The 23,069-nt window shown below is 47.0% G+C and carries 15 protein-coding genes; 8 read left to right on the top strand and 7 right to left on the bottom strand.

Annotated elements, in window-relative coordinates; all coding sequences use genetic code 11:
* Positions 1-659: 659 nt before the first annotated feature.
* Both BLR32_RS07780 and BLR32_RS07775 read left to right on the top strand, forming a co-directional pair.
* On the top strand, positions 660-1,748 hold the full coding sequence (locus BLR32_RS07780) for an L-dopachrome tautomerase-related protein (protein ID WP_089830335.1): 1,089 nt from the start codon (positions 660-662) through the stop codon (positions 1,746-1,748).
* 187 nt (positions 1,749-1,935) lie between these two features.
* Positions 1,936-2,511, top strand: a complete 576-nt coding sequence (locus BLR32_RS07775; RefSeq protein WP_089830333.1) for a YdeI/OmpD-associated family protein — start codon at positions 1,936-1,938, stop codon at positions 2,509-2,511.
* Positions 2,512-2,636: 125 nt separating this feature from the next.
* Here BLR32_RS07775 and BLR32_RS07770 read toward each other — a convergent pair whose 3' ends face one another.
* The 4 genes from BLR32_RS07770 to BLR32_RS07755 all read right to left on the bottom strand — a co-directional run bounded on the left by BLR32_RS07770 (position 2,637) and on the right by BLR32_RS07755 (position 12,399).
* A complete protein-coding gene (locus tag BLR32_RS07770) occupies positions 2,637-3,668 on the bottom strand; it encodes a glycoside hydrolase family 43 protein (RefSeq protein WP_089830331.1) in 1,032 nt (343 codons plus the stop codon).
* Positions 3,669-3,672: 4 nt separating this feature from the next.
* A complete protein-coding gene (locus BLR32_RS07765; RefSeq protein WP_089830329.1) occupies positions 3,673-5,184 on the bottom strand; it encodes a RagB/SusD family nutrient uptake outer membrane protein in 1,512 nt (503 codons plus the stop codon).
* Between the two features lie 24 nt (positions 5,185-5,208).
* Complete coding sequence (locus tag BLR32_RS07760; RefSeq protein ID WP_089830327.1) at positions 5,209-8,193, bottom strand: SusC/RagA family TonB-linked outer membrane protein; 2,985 nt, start codon at positions 8,191-8,193, stop codon at positions 5,209-5,211.
* Between the two features lie 123 nt (positions 8,194-8,316).
* Positions 8,317-12,399, bottom strand: a complete 4,083-nt coding sequence (locus BLR32_RS07755) for a two-component regulator propeller domain-containing protein (RefSeq protein WP_143011388.1) — start codon at positions 12,397-12,399, stop codon at positions 8,317-8,319.
* Between the two features lie 210 nt (positions 12,400-12,609).
* Between BLR32_RS07755 and BLR32_RS07750 the strand changes: the two genes are divergently transcribed.
* Positions 12,610-13,251: a hypothetical protein gene (locus BLR32_RS07750; protein ID WP_089830323.1), complete on the top strand. Its 642-nt coding sequence runs from the start codon at positions 12,610-12,612 to the stop codon at positions 13,249-13,251.
* Positions 13,252-13,322: 71 nt separating this feature from the next.
* Here BLR32_RS07750 and BLR32_RS07745 read toward each other — a convergent pair whose 3' ends face one another.
* On the bottom strand, positions 13,323-13,925 hold the full coding sequence (locus BLR32_RS07745; protein WP_089830321.1) for an FMN-dependent NADH-azoreductase: 603 nt from the start codon (positions 13,923-13,925) through the stop codon (positions 13,323-13,325).
* 164 nt (positions 13,926-14,089) lie between these two features.
* Here BLR32_RS07745 and BLR32_RS07740 point away from each other — a divergent pair, with 164 nt between their 5' ends.
* Complete coding sequence (locus BLR32_RS07740; protein ID WP_089830319.1) at positions 14,090-14,476, top strand: winged helix-turn-helix transcriptional regulator; 387 nt, start codon at positions 14,090-14,092, stop codon at positions 14,474-14,476.
* Positions 14,477-14,557: 81 nt separating this feature from the next.
* Here the strand turns inward: BLR32_RS07740 and BLR32_RS07735 are convergent, their stop codons facing one another.
* A complete protein-coding gene (locus BLR32_RS07735; protein ID WP_089830317.1) occupies positions 14,558-15,445 on the bottom strand; it encodes a helix-turn-helix domain-containing protein in 888 nt (295 codons plus the stop codon).
* 188 nt (positions 15,446-15,633) lie between these two features.
* Here BLR32_RS07735 and BLR32_RS07730 point away from each other — a divergent pair, with 188 nt between their 5' ends.
* The 4 genes from BLR32_RS07730 (at position 15,634) to BLR32_RS07715 (ending at position 19,800) form a co-directional block, all read left to right on the top strand.
* Positions 15,634-17,274, top strand: a complete 1,641-nt coding sequence (locus BLR32_RS07730) for an alpha-L-fucosidase (RefSeq protein ID WP_089830315.1) — start codon at positions 15,634-15,636, stop codon at positions 17,272-17,274.
* Positions 17,275-17,391: 117 nt separating this feature from the next.
* Entirely contained in the window at positions 17,392-18,405 is a 1,014-nt protein-coding gene (locus BLR32_RS07725; RefSeq protein ID WP_089830313.1) for a zinc-binding alcohol dehydrogenase family protein, read from the top strand.
* Between the two features lie 28 nt (positions 18,406-18,433).
* Positions 18,434-19,456 carry an aldo/keto reductase gene (locus tag BLR32_RS07720; RefSeq protein ID WP_089830311.1) on the top strand — a complete coding sequence of 341 codons (1,023 nt, stop codon included), beginning with the start codon at positions 18,434-18,436 and terminating at the stop codon, positions 19,454-19,456.
* An 8-nt stretch (positions 19,457-19,464) separates the two neighbouring features.
* Positions 19,465-19,800 (top strand): L-rhamnose mutarotase, encoded by a 336-nt coding sequence (locus BLR32_RS07715; RefSeq protein WP_089830309.1) that lies wholly within the window; start codon positions 19,465-19,467, stop codon positions 19,798-19,800.
* 69 nt (positions 19,801-19,869) lie between these two features.
* Here BLR32_RS07715 and BLR32_RS07710 read toward each other — a convergent pair whose 3' ends face one another.
* Positions 19,870-22,992 carry a C25 family cysteine peptidase gene (locus tag BLR32_RS07710; RefSeq protein WP_089830307.1) on the bottom strand — a complete coding sequence of 1,041 codons (3,123 nt, stop codon included), beginning with the start codon at positions 22,990-22,992 and terminating at the stop codon, positions 19,870-19,872.
* Positions 22,993-23,069 lie beyond the last annotated feature (77 nt).

Here is a 23,069-nt window from a genome sequence, read left to right as displayed (position 1 = left end):
TTGATTTTGAGTTGATTGAAGATACGGGAAATTGGGGAATTTGTGATTTTTGTTTTGTTGTTTTGGAGTGAGTAGGGGATGTAGCGGAGGGTTTATTGGGGGAGGCGATTTTAGTTCAAACCGATTCACCAGCATTCAGTGGTAGCAATACCCGCATGGATGATCTTTCCCCATGGCTTTGGCTTCCTGTACTGTAACCGAATCGATATCGTGTGTACACCGCTTCAACCCATCGCAATATCCTTTGTGGTAGGAATAACTGGTGGGGGACTTACAGATATACACTTTTGTGAACTTCATAGCGCTCATTGAAATTAAGGCAAGAAGGATTACCGGAATAATATGTAACTGTTTTTTCATAGTGGATTATTGTAGATGTAATATAAATACTTGTCAGAATATAACATGAAGGAGAAGTGTAAATATTTCTATTTACTATTCTTTTAATGAATGAGGCCCCTTCTACTGCTGACCATTTTTATAATTGGAGGAGCGTTGTAAATGCTGTTCCTGCTGTTGTATGAGAGTAATTGCCACATCAATATTGTGTAGCGGGCAAAGAAGGCTACATCATAGCCAGGCGCCTGCAGGGATGGTGTGTTGGCACAATGTTTCCGAAGATGATGTGATCCGATTATGATCTCTTAAAACACATTCTTATGAAACATTATACTGTACTGTTTTTGCTGTTGGCCGGGTTGCTGGCGGCAGCCTGTTCTGATGATAACAATCCTGATGATAATCACGGCTTGCAACTGGTTTTTGAGGATAATACCTACCAGCTAACAGGCGTCGCTAAAGAGGAGGGCGGACGTATGCTGGTTAACTATCCCCGCTGGTCAGATATTTATCAATATGCTGTTGTGGTAACAGAAGGCAGGACTGGTAAAATACCTTATCCGAACGAAGAGATGCAGCAATGGCAGCATGGATTGTCCGGACAGGATAAATGGGTATGTGTACAGTCTGTTTATTTTGATAATGCAGGGGAATTATGGATACTGGACCCTGCAGCTCCCAGATTGCAGACGATCCAGGGGAATGGGGCTAAGCTGGTAAAGATGGATAAGAGGAATAATACAGTAGTGCGTACTTATTCGTTTATGGATATCGTGGCGGATACTTCGTATGTCAATGATGTGCGCGTGGATGTAGCCCGTCAGTATGCTTACCTGACGGAATCGAAAGGAGGAGGGATTATTGTTGTAAACCTGGCTGACGGACAAATGAGAAGAGTGCTGCAGGCGCATTATTCTACGATATCAGATCCGGCGTATAAGTTTGTCATTGATGGCCGGGAGTTAATGAAGGATGGCAGACCCGCTAAATTCAATTCTGATGGTATTGCGTTAACGCCTGATGGTGAATGGCTGTATTACAAACCACTTTCGGATGATAAGCTCTACAGGATCAAAACGGAATACCTGCGTGATTGGAGTATGAATGATGCTGATCTGGGTAGTAAGGTAGAAGATCTCGGACATTTTACCACTACTGATGGTATGATCTTCGATAAAAAGGGTAATCTGTACCTCGGAGATCTGCAGCGATACCGGCTGGTGAAACTGGATTCAACATTGAAGATGACGACCCTTGTACAGGACGACCGGCTTATATGGCCAGATAGTTATTCGATCGCGGATGGCTATCTGTATGTAAGCTGTTCACAGATACAGAAACAGCCTCAGTATAATAACGGGATAGATAAACGAACTTCTCCTTATACCGTGTATAAAGTGAAGATTTAGAAAAAGCGGGACTTGATAATTTCCTGAAACTATAAATGCTTGCGTAGTTAAATAACTACGTATATATTTGTAGCAGTATATCAGCAGGGGGAATTTACTGTATTCCCCTGCTGATACTTCAGATCCTGGCTGTAGTATTCGAGATAACAGGATTAGAAGGATTATCATTTAACCAATACATCATAGCATGCATTCCAAAGTTGACGCATACATAGCCAAATCTCAATGGGAGAAAGAATTAGAGAAATTGAGAGCGATTATTCTTGATTGTCAGCTGAATGAGGAATTCAAATGGGGGACACCCTGTTATACGTACGAGGGGAATAATGTAGTGCTGATACATACATTTAAGGAATACTGTGCGATCCTGTTTTTCAAGGGCGCTTTGTTGAGTGACCCGGAAAGTGTGTTGATCCAGCAAACGGAGAATACGCAGGCAACGCGCCAGATCAGATTCACCAATGTTAAGGAAGTAGTTGGGATCGCGCGGACCCTGAAATCCTATATTTATGAGGCGATTGAAGTCGAAAGAGCGGGATTGAAGGTTGAGTATAAAAAGACGACAGAGTTTGCAGTTGCGGAGGAATTCCAACAGCAATTAGATAAGAACCCCGCTTTGAAAACTGCTTTTGAAGCACTAACCCCGGGACGTCAGAGAGCATATCTGCTTCATTTTTCTGCACCTAAGCAATCAAAAACGAGAGCGTCGAGGGTTGAGAAGTGCATGCCGCAAATTCTTGATGGGAAGGGGTTGATGGATTAACAAAGTTTGCTGCTATGAAGGTTTGAATGCGCCACGAAATCCCAAGGTTCTTTCTGTGATAAAATAAGAGAAGGGTTACCAATTGCAGACGCAATAAGTAACCCTCCAACCATACTATCAATCTATCAATTACTTGTTATTCCGCTCAACTTCCACTCATCCTTCCATTGCACGTGTGGCGTACCTTCCGGATTAAATATCAGCGGCAGCCATATATAACGTGATGTTTCAAGGTCATTTTTATTCCATCTATCCGCCATAAAGATGAATGCATTCGCTTGTCCGGTTACCGGCAGTACAAATGTGCTTTGGGCATGAAAGGTACTGTCTGCATCTGCACCATGGCAAGGATTGGAATGTTCTATCCATGTACCCATAATACTATCGGCTACTGCATAAGACGCCGCATTGGGCGACCAGCCGGTACAACCAGATGTGAACAGGTAAAAGCGGTTATTGTATTTACAGACAGCCGGCGCTTCTCTGGCGCGCTGTACCAGTATGCGGCGATCATTTGTGGTGTGCGAAAGGTAATCGTCTGACAATTCGCAGATGTGCATGGTTTGGTTCTCTTCTGATGAATAGAAGTGATAGGCCTTACCGTCATCATCCTGGAAAATGGTCATGTCCCTGGCCATATTGCCGTTGGGCCGTTCGCTGCCGATATAGCGGAAAGGGCCTTCAGGTTTGTCGGCTACGGCTACGCCCGAACGAGCGTAGCTGTAGTCCTGGGAATCTATATGCATCCACATGACGAATTTGCCAGTCTTTTTATTATAGATCACCTTTGGCCTTTCTATTACCTTGCTGATGTGTAAGTCTGCCGAGCTATCGGTTTTATCTGGTGCCAGGGCGACACTTTCATATTTCCAATGCAACAGATCTTTTGATGAGTAGCAGGATACACCTCCTGCATTTACCCGGTTGTTCTCCCAGTTGGAGCCGGGCACTCTCCATGTCTCGCCTTTCTTTATTTCGCCGTACCAGTACCAGGTACCTGCGTAATACAACATACCACCACCGTGTGCATTGATTGGATTGCCATCTGTATCTGTCCATACTGCTCCCGGAACAATGGACGTTTGCTGTTGGGCAAAGCCTGTCGCAGATGCCGCTATCAGCAGCATCGTTAGCCATAGGGCCATAATTATTTTCATACTATCAGAGGTTTGAATTCAGTTGCTGATCGCCGATAGGTATTGGCGCCCAGTAAAAAGTATGCGTTGCATCGTCAGGAATATTCTTCAGGGCTTCCTCTGATGGATCCCTGTCTGAATTAGCCTTCTTTACTGTTTCTGTACGTATCAGATCATACCAGCGTGCTGCTGGTTCTACACCGGCAAACTCCCAGCCACGCTCTGCAATCACTGAATCGCGGAAGGCGGATTGTGATAGTCCGGCAACAAGATCAGACAGACCAGCCCTTTTCCTGACAAGGTTAATAGCGGCATATGCGGTAGCATCCGGAGCGGCTGACATGGCCTGTGCTTCGGCGTAGGTCAGCAGCACTTCTGCGTAACGGATCACGGGAACGGTATGCCCGCCTATCCAGTTGTTGTTTACATGGTTTGTCGGATTGAAGGCGTCGTCATCACGGAACTTGAAGAAGTAAGGATGTTTATGCTGCACTTTGGTCCAATCAACGGCATTGTTAGGATCATTGTTCAGATAGTACACCATCTGGTAAGTAGCATCTTTCCTCGGACCAGCAGGGAATTTCTTGTAGAAGTTGATCTCTGCATAGCCATCGCCCCAGCCACCTTCATCATCCGGGGCATAAGCGTTGGGTGTAAGCATATTGTAGTTTTCCCAGGCCCAGCCGGATACATTGACATTATAGTAGCAACCGAATACGGTTTCGTGATTGAACTTGCCTGTTTTCTTCCACAGATCAGCAAAGTTAGGTACGAGGTCGTAACCCCAGGTTGCCTTGTTATCAATGACTTCCTTGGCCTTGGCGGCTGCCAGTGCATATTTGTCTGTTTGTTTCAGCGGCCAGCCTGCCATGGTCAGGTATACGTTCGCCAGCAGTGCTTTTGCTGAACCGCGGGTAGGTGGTATATCTACGCCGCTCTGTCTTTTAGTGCCATCCCAGCCATCAGGCAACATGGTTTCTGCTTTCTGCAGGTCGGCTACTATCAGTGCATAAATATCTGCAGGGGCTGCTTTAGTTCTCGTATAGTCTACCTTGTTATCTGTGATCAAAGGTACTTCGCCCCATGTACGGGTAAGAAAGAAGTAACTCAATGCACGGAAGAAGTAAGCCTGTCCTGCAGCCTGGTTCCGTGCATCTTCTGTTGCCCCGGTGGCGTTCTGATAGTTATTGATCAATGAATTGCTGGACTTAATAGTTGAATAGAAATAACTCCACCAGTTCGTCATACGATCGTTCGAAGAGGTAGCCTGATAGGTATCAAAATCAGAATAAGAGATCTTGTTACCTGCGCGGGCTACGGTGATGTCGTCTCCGCCCCAGAGGGTGGAAAAGCCTGCTGACTGATTGAAGGCGCCGTTCATCTGTGTGTACAGTCCGATGGTGGCCATATTCAGGTCGTCGGCTGTTTTATAGAAATTATCCGGTGTCAGGTTGCTTCTCGGATCTTCCTTCAGGAAATCCTTGCTGCAGGAGGTAAGCAGCAACAACAGCATCGGAGCGATTTTATGTAGTTTCATTTTTGTACGTGTTTAATGTGATCACTATAAAGAAATATTCACCCCGAATGTGACAGTGCGTGGGGACGGATAAGCACCCAGGTCAATACCGGCATCAGCGTCGCTGGTGGCCGAAGTAGAGGTGGCTTCCGGATCATACCCTTTATATTTGGTGATGGTGAACAGGTTCTGTGCGCTCAGCGTAAACCGGATATCGGCAAAACGGGTGGTCTTCTTCAGTAGTGAATAGGAAAGACTTACGTTCTTCAGTCGTACGTAACTACCGTCCTGCAGGTACTGAGTTGACTCAACATAACTGCGGTTCGTTTTGCTTGCAGGATCAGCCCATTCAGCGTTGGGATTTTTGCTGCTGGCATAGTTAGCAGATTCCGCCAGTGTAGGATATTTCACATCACTGGTTGGTGCTGCGATACCTGCATAGGTAGCGTTGAAGATCTTGTTACCGTGTGAAGCCTGTACAAATACATTCAGCTCGAACTGTTTGTAATGGAAGTTGTTGTTGAAGCCCCACAGGAATTTAGGAAGGGCACTGCCTGCAATCACGCGGTCTTCATAGCCGATAGAGCCATTACCACTTACGTCTCTGTAATGGTTGTCGCCTGCTTTATATCCCAGTGTGTTGTCGTCGGAAGTGTAAACGCCCTGCCATGGAATCAGGTAGAATGCACCCAGCGGCTGACCGGTTTTCACTACCTGTATATTGGTATTGATCAGGCCTCCGCCGATAACAGGACGGTAGAGGATAGAATCTTTACCCAGGCTCACTACTCTGTTCCTGTAAGTGGATGCGTTGATAGTGGCTGTCCAGGAGAAATCATGCTTTTGCACAGCGGCAATTTCAACAAAGAATTCAAAGCCCTTGTTATTCACTACGCCTACGTTTTTATACATGGTGCCACCGCCGTCGTAGCTGGCAATAGGCACCTGCAGTAACAGATCTTTGGTGCGTTTGTTATAGTAATCCGCAGCAATGTTCACTCGTCCGCCAAGCAGGCCTACATCCAGTCCTATATCAGTTTGTTTGGTCGTTTCCCATTTCAGGTCAGGATTGCTCGGACTGCCCAGCAGATAGCCCTGGTAAAGGGTGGTACCGCCGTAGGAGTATTGTATGCCGTTGAGCAGGCCCAGGCTGCTGTAGGGATTGATAGACTGATTACCTGTGATACCCCAGCTGCCGCGCAGTTTCAGGTTAGAGAAGATGCCAAGGTCTTTGATGAAAGACTCTTCAGAGAGTCGCCAGCCAAGACCAACGGAAGGAAAGTATCCCCATTTATTAGCAGTGCTCTGGAACTTGGAAGAACCATCTGCGCGGTAGGTAGCGGTAATGAGGTATTTATCGTTAAATGTATAGGAGGCTCTGCCTACATAAGAGAGTAGTGCCCAGTTAGTATAGGTAGAAGAGATGCCCTGCGAAGTGTTCAATCCGAGGTTATTATAACCATTGGAAGTGGAAGTCAGGCCGGAACCTGAAGCTGCAAAGGAATTGTACTTGTTGGAGGTTTCCTCCACAATGCCCATTACGGTAAGGTCATGCTTCTCATTGATCTTTTTGTGGAAGGTCAGCGAGTTACTGTTCTGGATGGTATAGTTCTCCAGGGAGCTCTGACCGGAGCCGGGATTACCAGGGCTTACCCAGTCGTTATTCAGGTAGGCAGTCCGGGCGATATTTGCGTCGAGTCCCACGTTTACATTGAGGGACAGCCAGTCTGTTATATCGTATTTCAATCGCCCGTTCAGCACTACTGAGTTGGCCGAGACATCGTTTTTCCTTTCTTTGATAGTCATATAGGGATTGGACCAAATAGGAGAGATTGCGAAGCGGTTGTACTGGGTACCGGAATCATATACCGGTTCAGTGGGCGCCCATGCGAGGGCTGCCATTACGGGATTGCCTTTGCCGCCTATGTCGCCGTTGTTGTGAGAGTTGGAATGTCCGGCGAAGATGCCTACACCTATGCTCACTTTCTTGCTCAATTTGCTATCCAGGTTGGCACGCAATGCGAATTTCTCCTGGTCAGTGTTCAGCAGGAGGCCTGACTGATTTACATAATATCCGGAGATATAATAGCGCGATTTTTCTGTACCACCTGACACAGATAGCTGGTGGTTCTGTGTGGTACCGTTATGGAAGACCATATCCTGCCAATCGGTGGTTTTACCTGCATAGGAGGATGGGTCAGCGAAGACATTTGTGCCTGCAATATGATTGGCCTGTTCGGCATATGCTACTGCATCCAGCAGCTTATATTTCTTCATCGGGGAATTGCTGCTCAGGAAGCCGTTGTATTCCAGGTGCATGTCGCCCGCCTTGCCGCTCTTGGTAGTAATGATGATCACCCCATTGGCGCCGCGGGATCCGTAGATAGCGGTGGCAGAAGCATCTTTCAGGACTTCCATAGACGCAATATCGTTCACGTTGATGTCGCTGATACTGATGCTGCTCAGTGCTACCCCGTCGATGACATACAGCGGGTCGTTGCTGGCATTGATAGAGTTAGCCCCTCTGATGCGGATCTTTACCGCACCTCCCGGCGCGCCGGAACTATTGGCTACAGACACCCCAGCAACCCTGCCCTGCAGGGCGGAGGAAGCATTGAGGACCGGCTGGTCCTTGTAGGCGCTTGCATTTAAGGAGGCGATGGAGCCTGTAAGGTCTTTTCTTTTCTGGGTGCCATAACCTACAACTACGACTTCTCCCAGTCCCTGGGTGGTAGATTCGAGTTGCACGTTGATAGTGCTCCGGTTGTTTACCGGCACTTCTTTACTGGCGTAGCCCATCAAACTGAAGGTAAGGGTGGCTCCGGCGGGAGCATTGATGGAGAACCGACCGTCGTTGTCGGTTTGCGTATTCGCGCCCGAGCCTTTTATGTACACCACAACACCTGGTAAGGAGGTGTCGCCGGCGCTCACCCTGCCGGTGACGGGGTGTTGGGCATAGAGGGCCATGGCATAACTGCTGAAAATCAGGCAGAGGGCCAGTTTTTTCCATAACGTCTGGTAACTTTTCATGACAGCATTTAATTTTTGTACCGTGGAAGATTGGTCGTTGTTCAATGCAATGATATGACCCCCTGCCGGTAGACGACAGGGTGTAAATGATCAAATAAGGGCGCTAAAATGGTAAAATGGCTACTATTCCTTCCAATTGACCACGTTAAAATCTTTGTTAAAGGAGTTGCGGTACTTTTTGATGTATTCAGAAGGGTTCATTCCAAAAAGTTTGGAGAATTGTTTCCTGAAATATTTCATGTCATTGAGTCCTACGCCGAAGGCGGCTTCGTTCACATTACAATCTGTACTTAGCAGTAATACTGCTGCCCGGCGTAAACGGATAAAGCGGATAAAGGCATTGACCGAGTGCCCGGAGATGGATTTCACCTTCTTGTAAAGGTTAGAATGGCTCATGCCTATCTCTGCGGCCAGCATTTTTATATTAAAGGTGTCTTTATCCAGGTTGTTCTCTACGATGGTAATGCAGCGTTCAAGGAAGGTTTTATATTCAGCGGAGATCCTGGCGTCGTTCTTTTTCAGCGTGATCTTATCGAAAAAGTAGTCCTGCAGGGCGTTCCTGTTCTGGAGGATGTTATCGATACGTGCCAGGAGGAGGTCCTGTTCAAATGGTTTTGTGATGTAGTCGTCGGCCCCACACTCAATGCCCTTGAGTTTAATTTCCTGGGAGGGATTGCCGGTGAGCAGGATTACGGGTATGTGACCAAGGGTCGGATCCTGTTTGATGGTATTACATAATTCCATTCCGTCCATTCCCTTCATGAGCACATCACTGATAATGATATCCGGGTAATGTTCCCGCGCCAGTTGTAATCCGTCCTCTCCATTATCTGCCTCCAGGAAAATGAACTTTTCGCGGAACAGTAGCTGCAGATAAGCCCTGATCTCCGGGTTATCGTCTATTACCAGGATGGAGCGTTTGCTGGTGAAGATATCTTCCAGGGCGGCGGGTTCATTGTCTGCTCCTGGTAGGTCGACTGATATTTCGCTGGTGATATTGCCCATGAGTTCCTGTAGCATTGCCGGGTCGTCGGCCATTTCCTCAAAGATGTATTGTCCGGTGAAGTGGATCGTGCCTTTTCTGAGCTGTACGGTAAAGGAGGTACCTTGTCCGGGAGCGCTGGTGAAGGATATCTGGCCTTTGTGGCTTTCAATGAAATGTTTTGACAGGTAGAGTCCTATACCAAAACCGGCTTTGCCGGTGGTCTGCTTTTCCTTTACCTGATAGAATTTCTCGAACAGTCGTTGCCCCGCATCTTCGCTGATACCGCAGCCGGTATCGGTTATATTGACGGTGATATTACTCTCGTTTTCACTGATGATGAAGCTGACTGTTCCATTCTCAGGCGTGAACTTCAGTGCGTTTGAGAGCAGGTTAAACAGTACGATCTCTATTTTCTCTCTGTCTGCGTAAACTTCGAGTTGTGGATTGTCGCAGTCAAATATATAATCGATCTGTTTGGCTCTGGCTTGCTGGCTGAAGGACAGGTATACTTCCTGGCAGAGATTATGGAAGTTGAGTCGTGTGATTTTCAGCTTGTCCATCTCACTGTCGGCTTTACGGAACAGCAATAGCTGGTCTACGAGGCTAAGCAAGCGACGGGCATTCCGGTATATGACTTCCAGTCCGTTGCCGGGTGTTTTATCGTTGTTGTTCAGTAACTCTTTGACAGGATTGATAATCAGTGTCAGTGGTGTTCTGAACTCGTGTGAGATATTTGTGAAGAAGGCCAGTTTCTTTTCATTCAGTTCTTTTTCTTTTTCTGTTTCCAGGCGGGCCAGGCGGATGTCGAAGGCAAGCTTTGTTTTTTGTGCCTTGTACTGCAGGTAGGTATAGGCCATCCCTGCGATGGCCGCCATGTATAATAGATATGCCCACCAGGTGCGGTACCAGGGTGGCAGCACAATGATCTGCATGGTATATTCCCGGGTATTCCAGACGCCTTCAGTATTGGTTGTTTTTATCCGGAAGGTGTAGCTGCCTTCATGCAGACGGGTATAGTTGGCAGATCGTGATTTGCCGACATAGTTCCATCCTTTGTCCCATCCATCCATATAATAGGCGTAATCTATCTTGTCGGGAGCGGAGTATTCAGGTGCTACGAAGTCAAATGCCAGTACGGCTTTATTATAAGGTATTTTTAGTGAGGTGATATGATCTGCGGTCCTTTCTGTAACATAGCGGTCTGCCTGCTCAACAGGAATATTATCCACCTTTAAGCCTGTCAGTAATATACCGGGTGTACCTGAGGATGAAGGCAGGCTGTCAGGATAGAAGATATTCAGTCCTTTGATGCCGCCAAATATAAACTCGCCTGATGGTAGTGAGAGGGCGGCATTATAGTTCAGCTGATTGGAGAGTAGTCCGTCTGACTGAGAATAGTTCTTAAAAGTTTTCTGCCGTGGATTGAATTTTGAGATGCCGTAGAAGGTGCTGATCCACAGGTTGCCGGTCTTGTCTTCCAGTATTTGCAGGATGGAATTGTTGGAGAGGCCATCGGCTTTGGTGTATCGCACGTAGGTACCTGTTTCCCTGTTAAAGAGGAGCAGGCCGCCACCTTCGGTGCCTATCCAGCAGTTGCCGGCTTTATCCTGGTGGAAGACGCGAACAGGATAACCGATGTTATATACCTGGTGGAGCTTCGCCTGTTTATCGATCTTTATCAGAGAGGTATAATCTCCTGCCCAGAAATTGCCTTTGTTGTCTTCCGCCATGGAAAGAATATTGGTAATATGGGGGTCGAATACTTCAAAGCGGTTGGTACTTCTATTAAAGCGGTATAGCGGGCTGCCCGTACATACGCCAGCCCACAGTGTTTTGGCCGCATCCTCATAGAGCAGCCAGGTATTTTTATCTTCTGCATTGTTCGCCTGGTTGAAGCAGGCATAGTGGTCGAAGGAGCGTTTCGCTTTGTTATAGCGGTAGATGCCTGTACCCCAGGTAGAGATCCATATGTTATCCTGGTAGTCGCGGGTGATGCTGGTTACAAAGTCGCTGCATAGGGAAGCGTCGTTACCGGCCAGGTGTCTGAAGTTGGTGAACTTGTTCTGTTGTCTGTTCCAGATACTTAGTCCGCCGCCGTCGGTGCCGATCCATATATTGTGGTCGGCATCCTCGCAGAGTGACAGTGTAAAATCGTTGATCAGGCTATTAGGGTTCAGCGGGTCATGTGTGATACGTGCAAATCCTGCCTTTCCCGGATCAAGGATATTAACGCCACCGCGGAGCGTACCTATCCATTTACGGCCTTCATGATCTTCAAAGATGGAGAACACGGCTGTGCTGGTAAGCAGTTCTTTGTTTTCGGGTGAAGTCAGGCGGGTGATCTTCTCTGAAGACAGTGGCATCATAAAAACACCTTCTCCGTCTGAGGCTATCCACAGGGTATTATGCTGGTCTATGATGAGATGCACGACTCTTTTGGAATGGGTAGTGAGCATGCTGGTGAAGGTATTGGCGGCGATGCTATATTTATATAAACCCTCGTCGGTGCCCAGCCACAGCTGACCCTTACGATCCGCCTGTAAGGCGATACCGTTCCGGATACCGTCGTTGATCACGCGTACAACCCCTGTGGCATTGTCATAGATACAAAGACCGATGTTGCGTACGAACAGCCAGGTATGTCCGGATGCATCTAAGGCGATTGAGGAGACTTCGTATTTTGTGACGAGGCCTTCCCCGGTTCTGAGTGGCGCTTGCCTGGCGGGACCGGTAGTGTTATAAACGAGCAGTCCTTCTCCATTGGTACCGATGAATATGGTTTCGTTTGCTCCGGGCAGGATAGCGTTCACAGGAACTTCAATCTTCTTTCTCTTTGCACTTTTATAGGGAAGGAATTGAAGTCCGGAGAAGAGTCCTGTGATATTGTTGTAGATGCTGATACCGCCCCGGGTACCGATCCACAGTCGCTTATGGTGATCTTCTGTGATACAGGCAATCCGGTTGTTGGCCAGGGAATTGCTGTCATTGAATTCATTCCTGTAGACAGTGAAATTGTATCCATCGTAGCGGTTTAGTCCATCGTAAGTACCAAACCACATAAAACCATTGTGGTCCTGGTAGATGCTGGTTACGGCATTATTAGATAGTCCCTGTTCAATACCCAGATATGTAAGCGATGGAGGTGCGGTAGCAAAGGAATTGATTGGCAAGAAAAACACACAGCATACCCAGAGGGTGGCGAGCCTCAGATATTTGTTCATATTCACTGTTTTTATACTGTCCCGTATTTTATTTCATAACGACTGTGAGAAAATGTACGGAACTTATTTTAATAAATGAAATTCCCGGGCAGAAAATATTGAATATGAAGATGTAATAGGGGAGAAGTGTAATGTGATCAAATAAAGTTACCTTGCGGGTATAAATTAAAATGTTACCCCCGGCTATATAAGGCCATAAAACGGACTAATATGCTTAGAACTAATGACGCGGCAAAATTCTGGCGTTGGTTTGAGGAAAAGAGTGATGACTTTCGCTTTTTCAGAGAAATGGAGCCAGAAGAGTGCGAAGAAATTTTTGAAGAGCTCACAGAAAGACTCCACCTGTATTGTACCAGCCTGTTTTTCGAAATGCGTATAAATACGATCAATGAGGGTGAACTAATTATTACTGCTGAAGGTAATGAAGAGTTCTTTGACGATGCAGAATTCCTGGTGTCAAAAGCGCCTGAGATTGATCACTGGACGTTTACTGCGTTGATACCGGCAGATGAGGAGCATGAGGGTATTGAATACGAAGATCTGGACCTGACTCCCTCTGAGATGTGGTTTACTGCTATTGAGGATGAGGATATGCCGGAGAAGCTGAACCTGGTGATCCATTACAGGGATTATGAGTTTGTGAAACAGAGTGAGCATCTGGATACTGCTATGTTCCTTTTGCTACAGAGTGTGTTAGGAGAGAAGGCGTTTGCGCAGTATATTAATATTTATACGATGACGGAATTGCCGGGAGATCCTGAGGAGGATGGGTATCCGGCGCTTGAGACGTTGCCGGAGTATATAGCGTCGATGGCGAATGAGGGGAAGAAGGATTTGGATGATTATAGGTGAATACCTCCGGGCAGTGCACCCGAAGGTATTTGTTTTATAATTTCTTGTTATCAAAAGGAAGAGGTACGTTATTAATCAATGTATATGCTCGCAATGCCTTTTTCCAGAGCCTGCTCTTTCATGCCACGAAGTTTAACGCCCTCCGCACGAAAAACCGTGACATCGGTCATACTTAATAGTCCCAGGAAAGCTTTCAGATAAGGTGCTACAAAATCGTTCCCTTTTGAAGGGCCATCGGAATAGATGCCACCAGATGACATGGCAATATATACTTTCTTGCCAGTGACCAGTCCGACCGGCCCGTTCTCACTATAGCCGAAGGTAATGCCAGCCCTTGTGATATGATCGGCCCATGCTTTTAAAGTGGAAGGAATTGTCAGATTGTAAAGCGGAGCTCCAATGACAATAATATCGGATGCCATTAATTGCTTTACTGCTTCATCGGAATAGCGTATAGACTCCCTTCCTTCTTCGGTCAACTGGTCACCTGGTGTAAACATGGACTGGAGGATCACCGGGTTTATATGCGGGATTTCCTGATCGTTCAGGTTCACTTCTTCAACGGTGCTGCCAGGATACTTTTCAATCACTTTATTAACAATCGCATTGCTGAGTTTATAGCTATAAGATTCATTTCCCTGAATGCTCGAAATCAGATGAAGGATACGTTTCATAAAACCATGATTAATATTTATTAGCATTAGATGTAGAGGAGTCGTGGCGCCGGCTTGCCCGTTCCTGTTACTATCGGAGACAAAGGTACAGGCGCCGGTTATTGCACCCATCGTAGTTACCTGTAGGAAAGCGCTCACTTTCAGGAAAGTGTGTAACTTTGGGTATGGAAATAATGGTTCATGAAATAGAGACAATTCCTACCAAGCAGGAATGTGACAGTTCGCTTAACAATGTGGTGGATGCACTATATGTACTTGGTGGTAAGTGGAAATTACCGTTGATATTGAGTCTTGTACAATCTCCCAAAAGGTTCAGTGAAATTCAGCATGAGCTGAGTGGTATTTCCCCAAAGATTCTGGCCAAAGAATTAAAAGACCTGGAGCTGAACGAATTTATTACACGTAAGGTATATGCCGGCACACCGGCAACTATCGTTTATGAAGCGACTCCACATAGTCTGACCCTGAAAAATGTGTTACGTGAGTTGAGCTTGTGGGGGAAACAACACCGGGAAATGATCAAGAAGAGTATGAAGCGAGAAGCAGCGTAGCTTCGCTGGTTGTACATGTTTCACTGATGCTCTTAACCCGGGCGATACTTCAGGTTTATCTAAATATGTGGCGCCTTCTCATTAATGATGAAACCCTACCAGATACATCTGTTTTTTATAATCCCGCGGCGACATGCCGGTTAATTTCTTAAAAGCTTTCGAGAAATAAGAAAGATTACTGAAACCAGTCTGTATGCTGATTTCCGAGTAATTCATTCGTGTAGTGGCCATAAGGTATTGTGCACGTTCAACCCTTTTTTTGTTGATGTAGTTTACCGGCCGGGTACCTGTATACGCCTTAAATTGCCTTGAGAAATAATCCGGGTGCTGGTTGATCCTGGATGCAAGGAAATTGACAGAAAGCTCTGCGTGCATGTTTAATTCAATATAATCGAGCGTTTCCGCCAGCTTGACGGGGATCATCTGTGCGTCCTGTTCGCTCAATACATTCGGACTCAGAAATCTGGCAGTGAGCAGCCATAGAATACCTTGCGTTTCCATAGAAGCAGCTACGCTCTGCAGGTTATTCAACTCCTGGTATTCTTTGTAAAAAACGTCCTTTTCATACACCTTCGGATTGTCTGAGCGATTAATGCCGCGTCCGGGGTTTATTTCCAGTAACCTGTTGAAGAGTTGCAGATCAAGTGCTGTTGCCTCTACTCTGAGTATAGTGCGATGATGGGCAAATAAGGATATTCCGTCGCTTGAATCCTCAAAAAACTGTACGAAGTATTGTCCCAGATGGTTATCGCACTTCATATTGCATAATGTGAAGCTGGGAATGATATACAAAAAGCCAGGCTCGAGTTTGGTGACTTCACCTGAGCCTGATAGTTCGCCTTCTCCCTGGTCGATATAGTAGATCCGGTTGTACGGACTTATAACATTCAGATAATTCCATCTGGTGTCCAGGTTAACGCGGTCTACGTTAAGCAATGTGAATGTATGCTGGAATTTTCTTTTGATCATCGTCCCCTGTGGAATTAAGGCCAAGTTAATGATATATCCAATATTGTCAGAGATGGGAAGGTCGGATTTTTACAAAAAAAAGTCCGTTTAAGGCAAATTTTCGCTAACTGAATCGTCGTAGGTTTGACTAAGAGCAGCTGTACTGTTACCGGGATTGTCCGTATCAACTTAAATGAAGATTTACCGTTATGAAAAGAAGAACTTTACTAAAGGGGGCGCTGACGGGCGTTTCATCAATATACCTGTCCCAGCTTTATAGCCGGTCGTTTGGCCTCTCTGCAATTCCGCAAGCCGCGATGGCAGAAAAGTTCCAGCCTAACTGGGAATCACTCGCTCAATATGAAGTTCCTGAATGGTACCGCGATGCAAAATTCGGCCTGTGGGCCCACTGGGGGCCGCAATGCCAGGCAGAATATGGCGACTGGTATGGCCAGGGAATGTATAGAGAAGGTAGTGACCAATATAAATACCATTGTGAGAAATTTGGCCATCCTTCCAAATTTGGCTTCAAGGACGTGATCAACGAATGGAAAGCGGATAAGTGGGATCCTGAAGAGTTAGTGTCCTTATACAAACAGGCCGGCGCCAAATATTTTGTAGCCATGGCTAACCACCATGATAATCTCGACATGTACCCGAATAAATACCAGTCCTGGAATTCGACGCGTGTAGGTCCTAAAAAGGATATCATCAAAGGTTGGGCAGCAGCGGCGCGGGCAAACGGCCTGCCGTTTGGCGTGAGCATACATGCTTCACATACCTGGACCTGGTTCGAAGCTGCTCAGCAGGCAGACAAGTCCGGCCCTTATGCAGGTGTGCCCTATGATGGCAGATTGACAGCAGCTCAGGGAAAAGGCCAGTGGTGGGAGGGGCTAGATCCACAGGAACTGTATGCGCAAAATCACCCGTTAAGTAAACAGCACGCGGACGGGAATAAACAATGGGAATGGGGCGACGGCGCTTCTGTTCCTTCTAAAGCTTATGCAGAAAAGTTTTATAAGCGGACCCTTACCCTGATAGATAATTATGAGCCAGACCTCGTTTATTTTGACGATACCGTTTTGCCTTTGTGGCCGGTAAGCGATGTAGGTCTGCGTATTGCGGCGCATCTGTATAATCAGAGCATCAAAAAGTACGGAAAGCTCAATGCGGTGCTCACCGGTAAAATACTCAATGAACAGCAGCGTAAGTGTATGGTATGGGATATTGAGCGGGGCCAAAGTCATGAGATCGAACCGCTGCCCTGGCAAACAGACACCTGTATTGGCAACTGGCATTATGACCGCCGCGTATACGATAATAATGCTTACAAGTCCGCTAAAACTGTGGTCCACACACTTTGTGATGTAGTAAGTAAGAACGGTAACCTGATGTTGAATGTTCCGGTACGCGGGAACGGAAGTATTGATGAAAAAGAAAGGGCGATTGTCGAAGATGTCGCATTGTGGATGCAAATGAACGGTGAGGCGATCTATGGTACCCGGCCCTGGACCGTCTTTGGTGAAGGACCGGCAATAGAACCTACCCAAACAGCCGGTAATCAGAATCAAAACTTCAACGAAGGAAAGGGAAAAGCATTTACAGCAGCAGATATCCGCTTTACAACGAAACAAAGAACGCTTTACGCTATCCTGCTGGGATGGCCGGATGATCGCAGTGCCCTGATCAGAAGCCTGGCTGGCAAAGGAAAAGTGACCGCTGTCCGTTTGTTAGGACATGACCAGGCGCTGGCCTATAGCCAGGATGGAACCGGGCTTCGGGTAACATTACCGGAACAGGCGCCCGGTAAAAACGCCTATGTGCTGAAAATCGAAGGAGCCATTAGTTAATGGCTCTTCCAAATTAGATAAGTCGGAAATTTACAATATAACCGGTCTCCCTTCCCGGGCCAGGTGAATGGCGCATGCAATAGCGCAGAGTTATAATTAACCAATTAATAAGTAAGAATGAAAACGCTGACATGTATAACTCCGGGCTCCATGGATTATGGTGAAGCGCAGAAACCGGAATTGAAAAAAGACCACGCCATCATCCGGATACGCCGGATTGGTATTTGTGGTACAGATCTTCATGCTTTTGAAGGTACCCAACCATTTTTCAGTTACCCGCGAGTGCTTGGTCATGAGCTTTCGGGGGAATTAGCAGAAGCAGATGGTGCGCCGGGGTTTGAAATAGGAGAGCACGTTACTTTTATACCATATTTCAATTGTGGCCACTGCATTGCCTGTCGCATGGGAAAACCGAATTGCTGTGCAAAGATTGCTGTCTGTGGCGTGCATATAGATGGGGGTATGGTGGAGTACCTCAGGGTGCCATCATACTCCCTCGTGCACGGCGAAGGACTTTCCTTCGATGCTTTAGCATTGGTTGAGCCGCTGGCGATAGGCGCTCACGGTGTTCGCCGGGCGGGTATCCGGCCTGGTGAATTTGTAGCAGTCATTGGCGCCGGTCCAATCGGTCTTGGTATTATGGAGTTTGCCCGGATTTCCGGCGCACAGGTTATTGCAGTTGATATTAACGAAAAGCGCCTGGAGTTCTGCAGAGACAAAATAAAAGTTGCTCATACCATTAATGCGTCCGCAGAGAATGTCGAAGCAGCTTTGAGCACAATCACCAATGGCGATTTCCCGACAGTTGTTATTGATGCGACGGGGAGCCAGCGTGCCATCAATGATGGTTTCCGTTACCTGGGCCATGGCGGTCGTTACGTATTGGTAGGTCTGCAAAAGGGAGACATCGTGGTAAGTCATCCGGAATTTCACAAAAGAGAAGCCACTTTGATGAGTAGTCGCAATGCCACCCGCCAGGACTTCGAACATGTGATCAGATCGATGAAGGACGGCAGAATAGATCCCACCAACTACATTACGCACCGGGTGGATTTCGAAGAAGTGAAGGAGGAATTTGCCTCCTGGCTTGATCCAAAGAATGGCGTGATCAAAGCTATAGTAAGTCTATGATGAAAGTAACCCAATGTTATCTGTCAATATGAATAACTTCCAGATTCCGGATGTGATCTTCGGAACAAGCGGCCTTGGAAATCTGTATGTTGCTTTGCCCGATGAGGTCAAGGCGAACATTGTAAGTGAAGCTGTTAAACACGGACCACGACCCCTGGTCTTTGACTCGGCAGGGAAGTATGGGGCCGGGCTGGCCCTTGAAAGTCTCGGCAGGGGATTGGCACTGGCGGGGGTGAAACCGGATGATGTTATCATCAGCAATAAACTGGGCTGGTTACGCACAGAACTGACAGGCCCTGAGCCAACCTTTGAGCCGGGTGTCTGGAAAGACCTGCAACATGATGCCGTCCAACAGATCAGTTACGATGGGATCATTGCTTGCTACGAACAGGGAAATGCGCTGCTGAATGGCTATAAGGCCGCGTGGGTTTCAGTGCATGACCCCGACGAATACCTTGCGGGAGCTGCGACTGCACAGGAACGCGATCAGCGCTATGCGGATATTTTGGATGCATATCGTGCATTGAATGAACTGAAGCTGAAGGGACATGTGAAAGCGGTTGGCATAGGTGCGAAGGACTGGAGGGTCATTCAGCGAATTTCCCGGGATGTTGAACTGGATTGGGTAATGATTGCCAATAGTATGACCATGCATGACCATCCGGTTGATCTGATTGAATTTATGAAACAGCTGAGTGTACGGCAGATCGTCATTATTAATTCGGCGGTTTTCAACGGTGGTTTTCTGACAGGACTGGATTATTATAATTATCAGCCTGTATCGCCTGAAACCCGGCCGGAGCTCTATCGCTGGCGTGAAACGATGTACAGCATCTGCGAAGCATTTGATGTCAGGCCGGAAGCGGCATGCGTCGCTTTTGGAAAATGTGCGCCCGGCGTAAGAAGTATTGCCCTTAATACTACCAATGTTCAACGTGTTGCAAAGAACGCTGGTATTACAAAAACTATCATCCCCGAGGCATTCTGGCGCTCGCTGGTATCGCATCAGTTGATCGATGCCCGTTTTGCTGAAGAATATCTTTACGAATAATCATACATATGAAAAGACAATGTTTTGCATTGGATCTGAAGAATGACGCGGCTCTTATTGCCGAATATGAACATTGGCATAAAGCAGAAAATGGTTGGCCGGAGATCAGGAAAAGTATCATTGATGCCGGTGTGATAGATATGCAGATCTATCGAACCGGCAACCGGCTATTTATGATCATGGAAACTGACGATAACTTCCGGAACGAAGAGAAAGCGGCGATGGATGCCGCTAATCCGAAGGTCTGGGAATGGGAGCAGTTGATGTGGAAGTTTCAGGAGCCGCTTCCCTGGGCTGCAGACAATGAGAAATGGGTGAAGATGGATCAGATCTATAAGCTTTGATATGAGTGCTACAAAACAAAAGGCCCGCATAAATAAATTTACGCGGACCTTTTTATAGGGGATCATTCATCAGTTCTTTACGCCTAACACTTCTGCTATATCCACTGCGGCAGGTATCTCTTCATGCCTGCGCTCTTCTTTAATATTGAAGATCTGGAAACTATCTTCCTCTTTTGCGCTATTTTCCTTATACCTGCTTAATTCCTGCATTCTGGCCTTCAGTTCTGCAGCGCCGATGGTCTTTACCAGGCCATCCGGGGCACTTATCCGTAACTGCAGGTTACCTTTTTCTATCAGCTCTTTTGGCACATCGAAATAACCGTCTTCGCTGATAGATATTTTCTGTTCGCTATCATCTACAATCGCCAGGATCTCACTTATTTCAGTCACACGGCGGGAAGGATCAAATTCAGGGAATACCCGTATACGCAGATATTTGCTGATATCGAAGTAAAATACACCGAATGGCAGCGGACTACGTTTCCATATTTCCATTTCCGGATCGCCCAGCAGATTAAGTGCCAGCGTACTCCATTTCCAGACGTGATTGCCGGGATTATTCTGCGGGAACCAGAGGCGACTGTTATGCAGAAGTCCCAGATGACGGGTACAGGTCATTTCATGGAAGAACCTCCTTTGTATATCATCGCCGGCTCCTATCCATGAAAAGCGGGTGCTGCCAACGTATGCCACGGCGCCACCATTAGGATTGTTCAGCAGTGCTTCTCCCATTGCATCATTCGTATCAAAACCACTGGTCAGGCAGGAATCAGCATACGCAATAAAAGTAGCGGAGCCATTGGTCAGCGCGGCCGCCGTTCCTGTGCTCAGATGACAACAACCAGACTGACTGCCATGACCGGAAAGGCTTACAAAGTGTTGTCCCTCGTTGAGTGCTGCGCGCACACCCGTAGTGGTATAAGGCTCCAAAGGTGCTGCGCTGGCAGCTGCCGGAGAAAGACTGGTCAGATCATAATAGATCCTTTTGAATTTCGTGATGGTCGGCAATTCTGCATCTACCTGCACACGCAATGCTTCCTGGTCTTTCATAGAACCATCTTCCGCAAGTGGATCAAGGAGGTAGTATTGTGGTGATATTTCCACCGCATCGCCATATACTACAATGATGTCGGTAACAACAGGAAGGTTGAATATATCACCCCATGGCAGAACGACAATATGTGTTGCCGGAGTAAGATTAGCAAGGCTCTTTGCGTAATACCATCCCGGATCAGAAGGGCCGGCATTCATGTTGTAGTCAATTACACGCATATCGCCCCCTGCCAGTGCTGCTACAAGATGCCAGTCATAATCCAGTTCGAGATCGTCTGCCAGTCTCATAACAGCCCTGCCTTTTGCAGTATCGGTGAAAAATTGATTGTCACCGGGAAGATTGATGTTAGTCTTGCTTATTACAGGACTGTGGCCCCAGTTGTCGGATACCAGCAACATCTTGCGGAGGAAATCGGGGGCAAATAGTGTGGGCAGCTTTTCATATGCCGTTACCTTACTCACGAATGCATCCGCATCAGCAGGCGTAGAAGCAGGCGCTCTTCCTACAATCACATCTGCGTTCCAGTTGATAGGATCAAACTGCGTAGTTCCCTCATATTGTCCGTAGATGCGATTGCCATTGGGATCCCAGTCATGTTTACCCGCTACTCCGTAACCAGGACCGAACAGGCTACTGTAGTAGAAGTCTGTAGGAATCGTATTCCAGGTATAATGAAAACGTAATGGAGCACGGATGATAGATGCAGGGCCATCTACCCTGATAAAGTTAGTGGGATCAGCTGAATGGGTCTGATAAGTGTTATCTGTGCAGAAATACCATCCCAGGCGACTGCGGAATGTTTCGAGTGTCTCAAAGGGCTGTAAATCCAGCTTTCTGAATGGGGAAATAGTTTCTGACAGGAGTGGGGCGTTAAAAACCTGGCCTAAGTTGCGGGGCGATTTTCTGGGAATACGTCTGCCCGTGTTTTTGTTGGTCAACTCAAGGTAAGAATCGTAGATAGAAAACCATTCGCCGAGATCAACGGCTTTTATTTTCATGTACGAGCCTGTCCAGTAGGATTGTCCGTTTTCAGGCGAACTATTGGTCGTCTGTTCGGTCACATCTCCCCTTATTTCACCTGCAACTTTACGTACCGGTATGATCTCTATATCACCGCCCAGCAATACCCAGGTAACGCCCCAATTGGTGCGGGCATATTTGAGGAAATTGCGGATCACTTCCTGTAAGTCTCTGGCGCCGGTTTTGAAATTACCATAGGTTCCATTCACGATATTGGTAATAGTGATCACTGCGGCGCGAAGTCCCTTCTCCCGCTTCCATTCCACCAGTTTCTGGAAAGAAGCCACCATATCGCCAGCTGGTTCTGTAGGCACAATACGGTTACTATCCCAGCGGTTGTTGTCTGTAATGACAATGTAGTCATAACTGCGGAAGTAGGCGCCAAAACCTCTTGTAAGGTCTACTACATCAACTGGATTTAATACGGCGTCTTTCAGATTATTAAAGATGGACGACTGCGCTTTCTGGTCCTGCGGCAGGCTGCGGAACGTTGTATTGCGAAGCGGAAGCTTATTTACATCTCTCTGATAAGTGATGTATACCGTCATCTGCTCATGAAGTACAGGGACATGTTCCGACAGGGTGATAGGATTGACCTGGATGCTGACGATCCTGTTAGCACCAATTTCCACGCTGCCCTGATATGTTGCAAGTATGGTTGCTTCTTCGAGGGCTTTAGCATATGTCTTTGCTTCGGGGTCGAAATACGGGATGAAAGTCCGGGGTCGTAGTCTGAATTCATCCTCCTGTTCCTTCGCTTTTACTTTCGTTTCCAGCACTCGTACTGTTTCTTTATCTAACTGACGCGCCTTGCCTGCAATACGGAGCTCTGGCACAGGCATGATAAATACAGGTTTGTCAAATAGTTTACGTGAAACGAGCGACTCCGCTCTCACTGTGATGTCTCCTGCATCCAGCGGGAGTGCTATCTGTACGATCTTTGAAGGTAGAGAAGGTGTACCTGGGGCTGTGCTTGCTTTAAAATCCTGTCCCAGGTCAAACCTGACACCAAATGGGGTTTCCTGGATCTTCACCGTCTTTGAATCTACTGTAACGGTGAAGGATATCATCTGATTGGGGCTATCTTCGTCAACGCGACGATGCAGATCTGTTTTCATACAAAAAATGGTTTTTTATTGTATTAAAGCTACGACCTGCTATGTTGCTAATACTGCGTATAACTGCGTGATTATGA

This window comes from Chitinophaga filiformis, assembly GCF_900102545.1.
Lineage (GTDB): Bacteria > Bacteroidota > Bacteroidia > Chitinophagales > Chitinophagaceae > Chitinophaga > Chitinophaga filiformis.
The sequence above is the reverse complement of the archived record's forward strand: the minus strand, read 5'-3'. Positions and strand labels throughout refer to the sequence as shown.

Bases quoted from the DNA above. Each gene is read 5' to 3' on its own strand.
- BLR32_RS07775 (WP_089830333.1), top strand. From the start codon at position 1,936: ATGCATTCCAAAGTTGACGCATACATAGCCAAATCTCAATGGGAGAAA.
- BLR32_RS07735 (WP_089830317.1), bottom strand. From the start codon at position 15,445: ATGATCAAAAGAAAATTCCAGCATACATTCACATTGCTTAACGTAGAC.
- BLR32_RS07750 (WP_089830323.1), top strand. From the start codon at position 12,610: ATGCTTAGAACTAATGACGCGGCAAAATTCTGGCGTTGGTTTGAGGAA.
- BLR32_RS07720 (WP_089830311.1), top strand. From the start codon at position 18,434: ATGAATAACTTCCAGATTCCGGATGTGATCTTCGGAACAAGCGGCCTT.
- BLR32_RS07740 (WP_089830319.1), top strand. From the start codon at position 14,090: ATGGAAATAATGGTTCATGAAATAGAGACAATTCCTACCAAGCAGGAA.
- BLR32_RS07760 (WP_089830327.1), bottom strand. From the start codon at position 8,193: ATGAAAAGTTACCAGACGTTATGGAAAAAACTGGCCCTCTGCCTGATT.
- BLR32_RS07770 (WP_089830331.1), bottom strand. From the start codon at position 3,668: ATGAAAATAATTATGGCCCTATGGCTAACGATGCTGCTGATAGCGGCA.
- BLR32_RS07715 (WP_089830309.1), top strand. From the start codon at position 19,465: ATGAAAAGACAATGTTTTGCATTGGATCTGAAGAATGACGCGGCTCTT.
- BLR32_RS07755 (WP_143011388.1), bottom strand. From the start codon at position 12,399: ATGAACAAATATCTGAGGCTCGCCACCCTCTGGGTATGCTGTGTGTTT.
- BLR32_RS07745 (WP_089830321.1), bottom strand. From the start codon at position 13,925: ATGAAACGTATCCTTCATCTGATTTCGAGCATTCAGGGAAATGAATCT.
- BLR32_RS07725 (WP_089830313.1), top strand. From the start codon at position 17,392: ATGAAAACGCTGACATGTATAACTCCGGGCTCCATGGATTATGGTGAA.
- BLR32_RS07730 (WP_089830315.1), top strand. From the start codon at position 15,634: ATGAAAAGAAGAACTTTACTAAAGGGGGCGCTGACGGGCGTTTCATCA.
- BLR32_RS07710 (WP_089830307.1), bottom strand. From the start codon at position 22,992: ATGAAAACAGATCTGCATCGTCGCGTTGACGAAGATAGCCCCAATCAG.
- BLR32_RS07780 (WP_089830335.1), top strand. From the start codon at position 660: ATGAAACATTATACTGTACTGTTTTTGCTGTTGGCCGGGTTGCTGGCG.
- BLR32_RS07765 (WP_089830329.1), bottom strand. From the start codon at position 5,184: ATGAAACTACATAAAATCGCTCCGATGCTGTTGTTGCTGCTTACCTCC.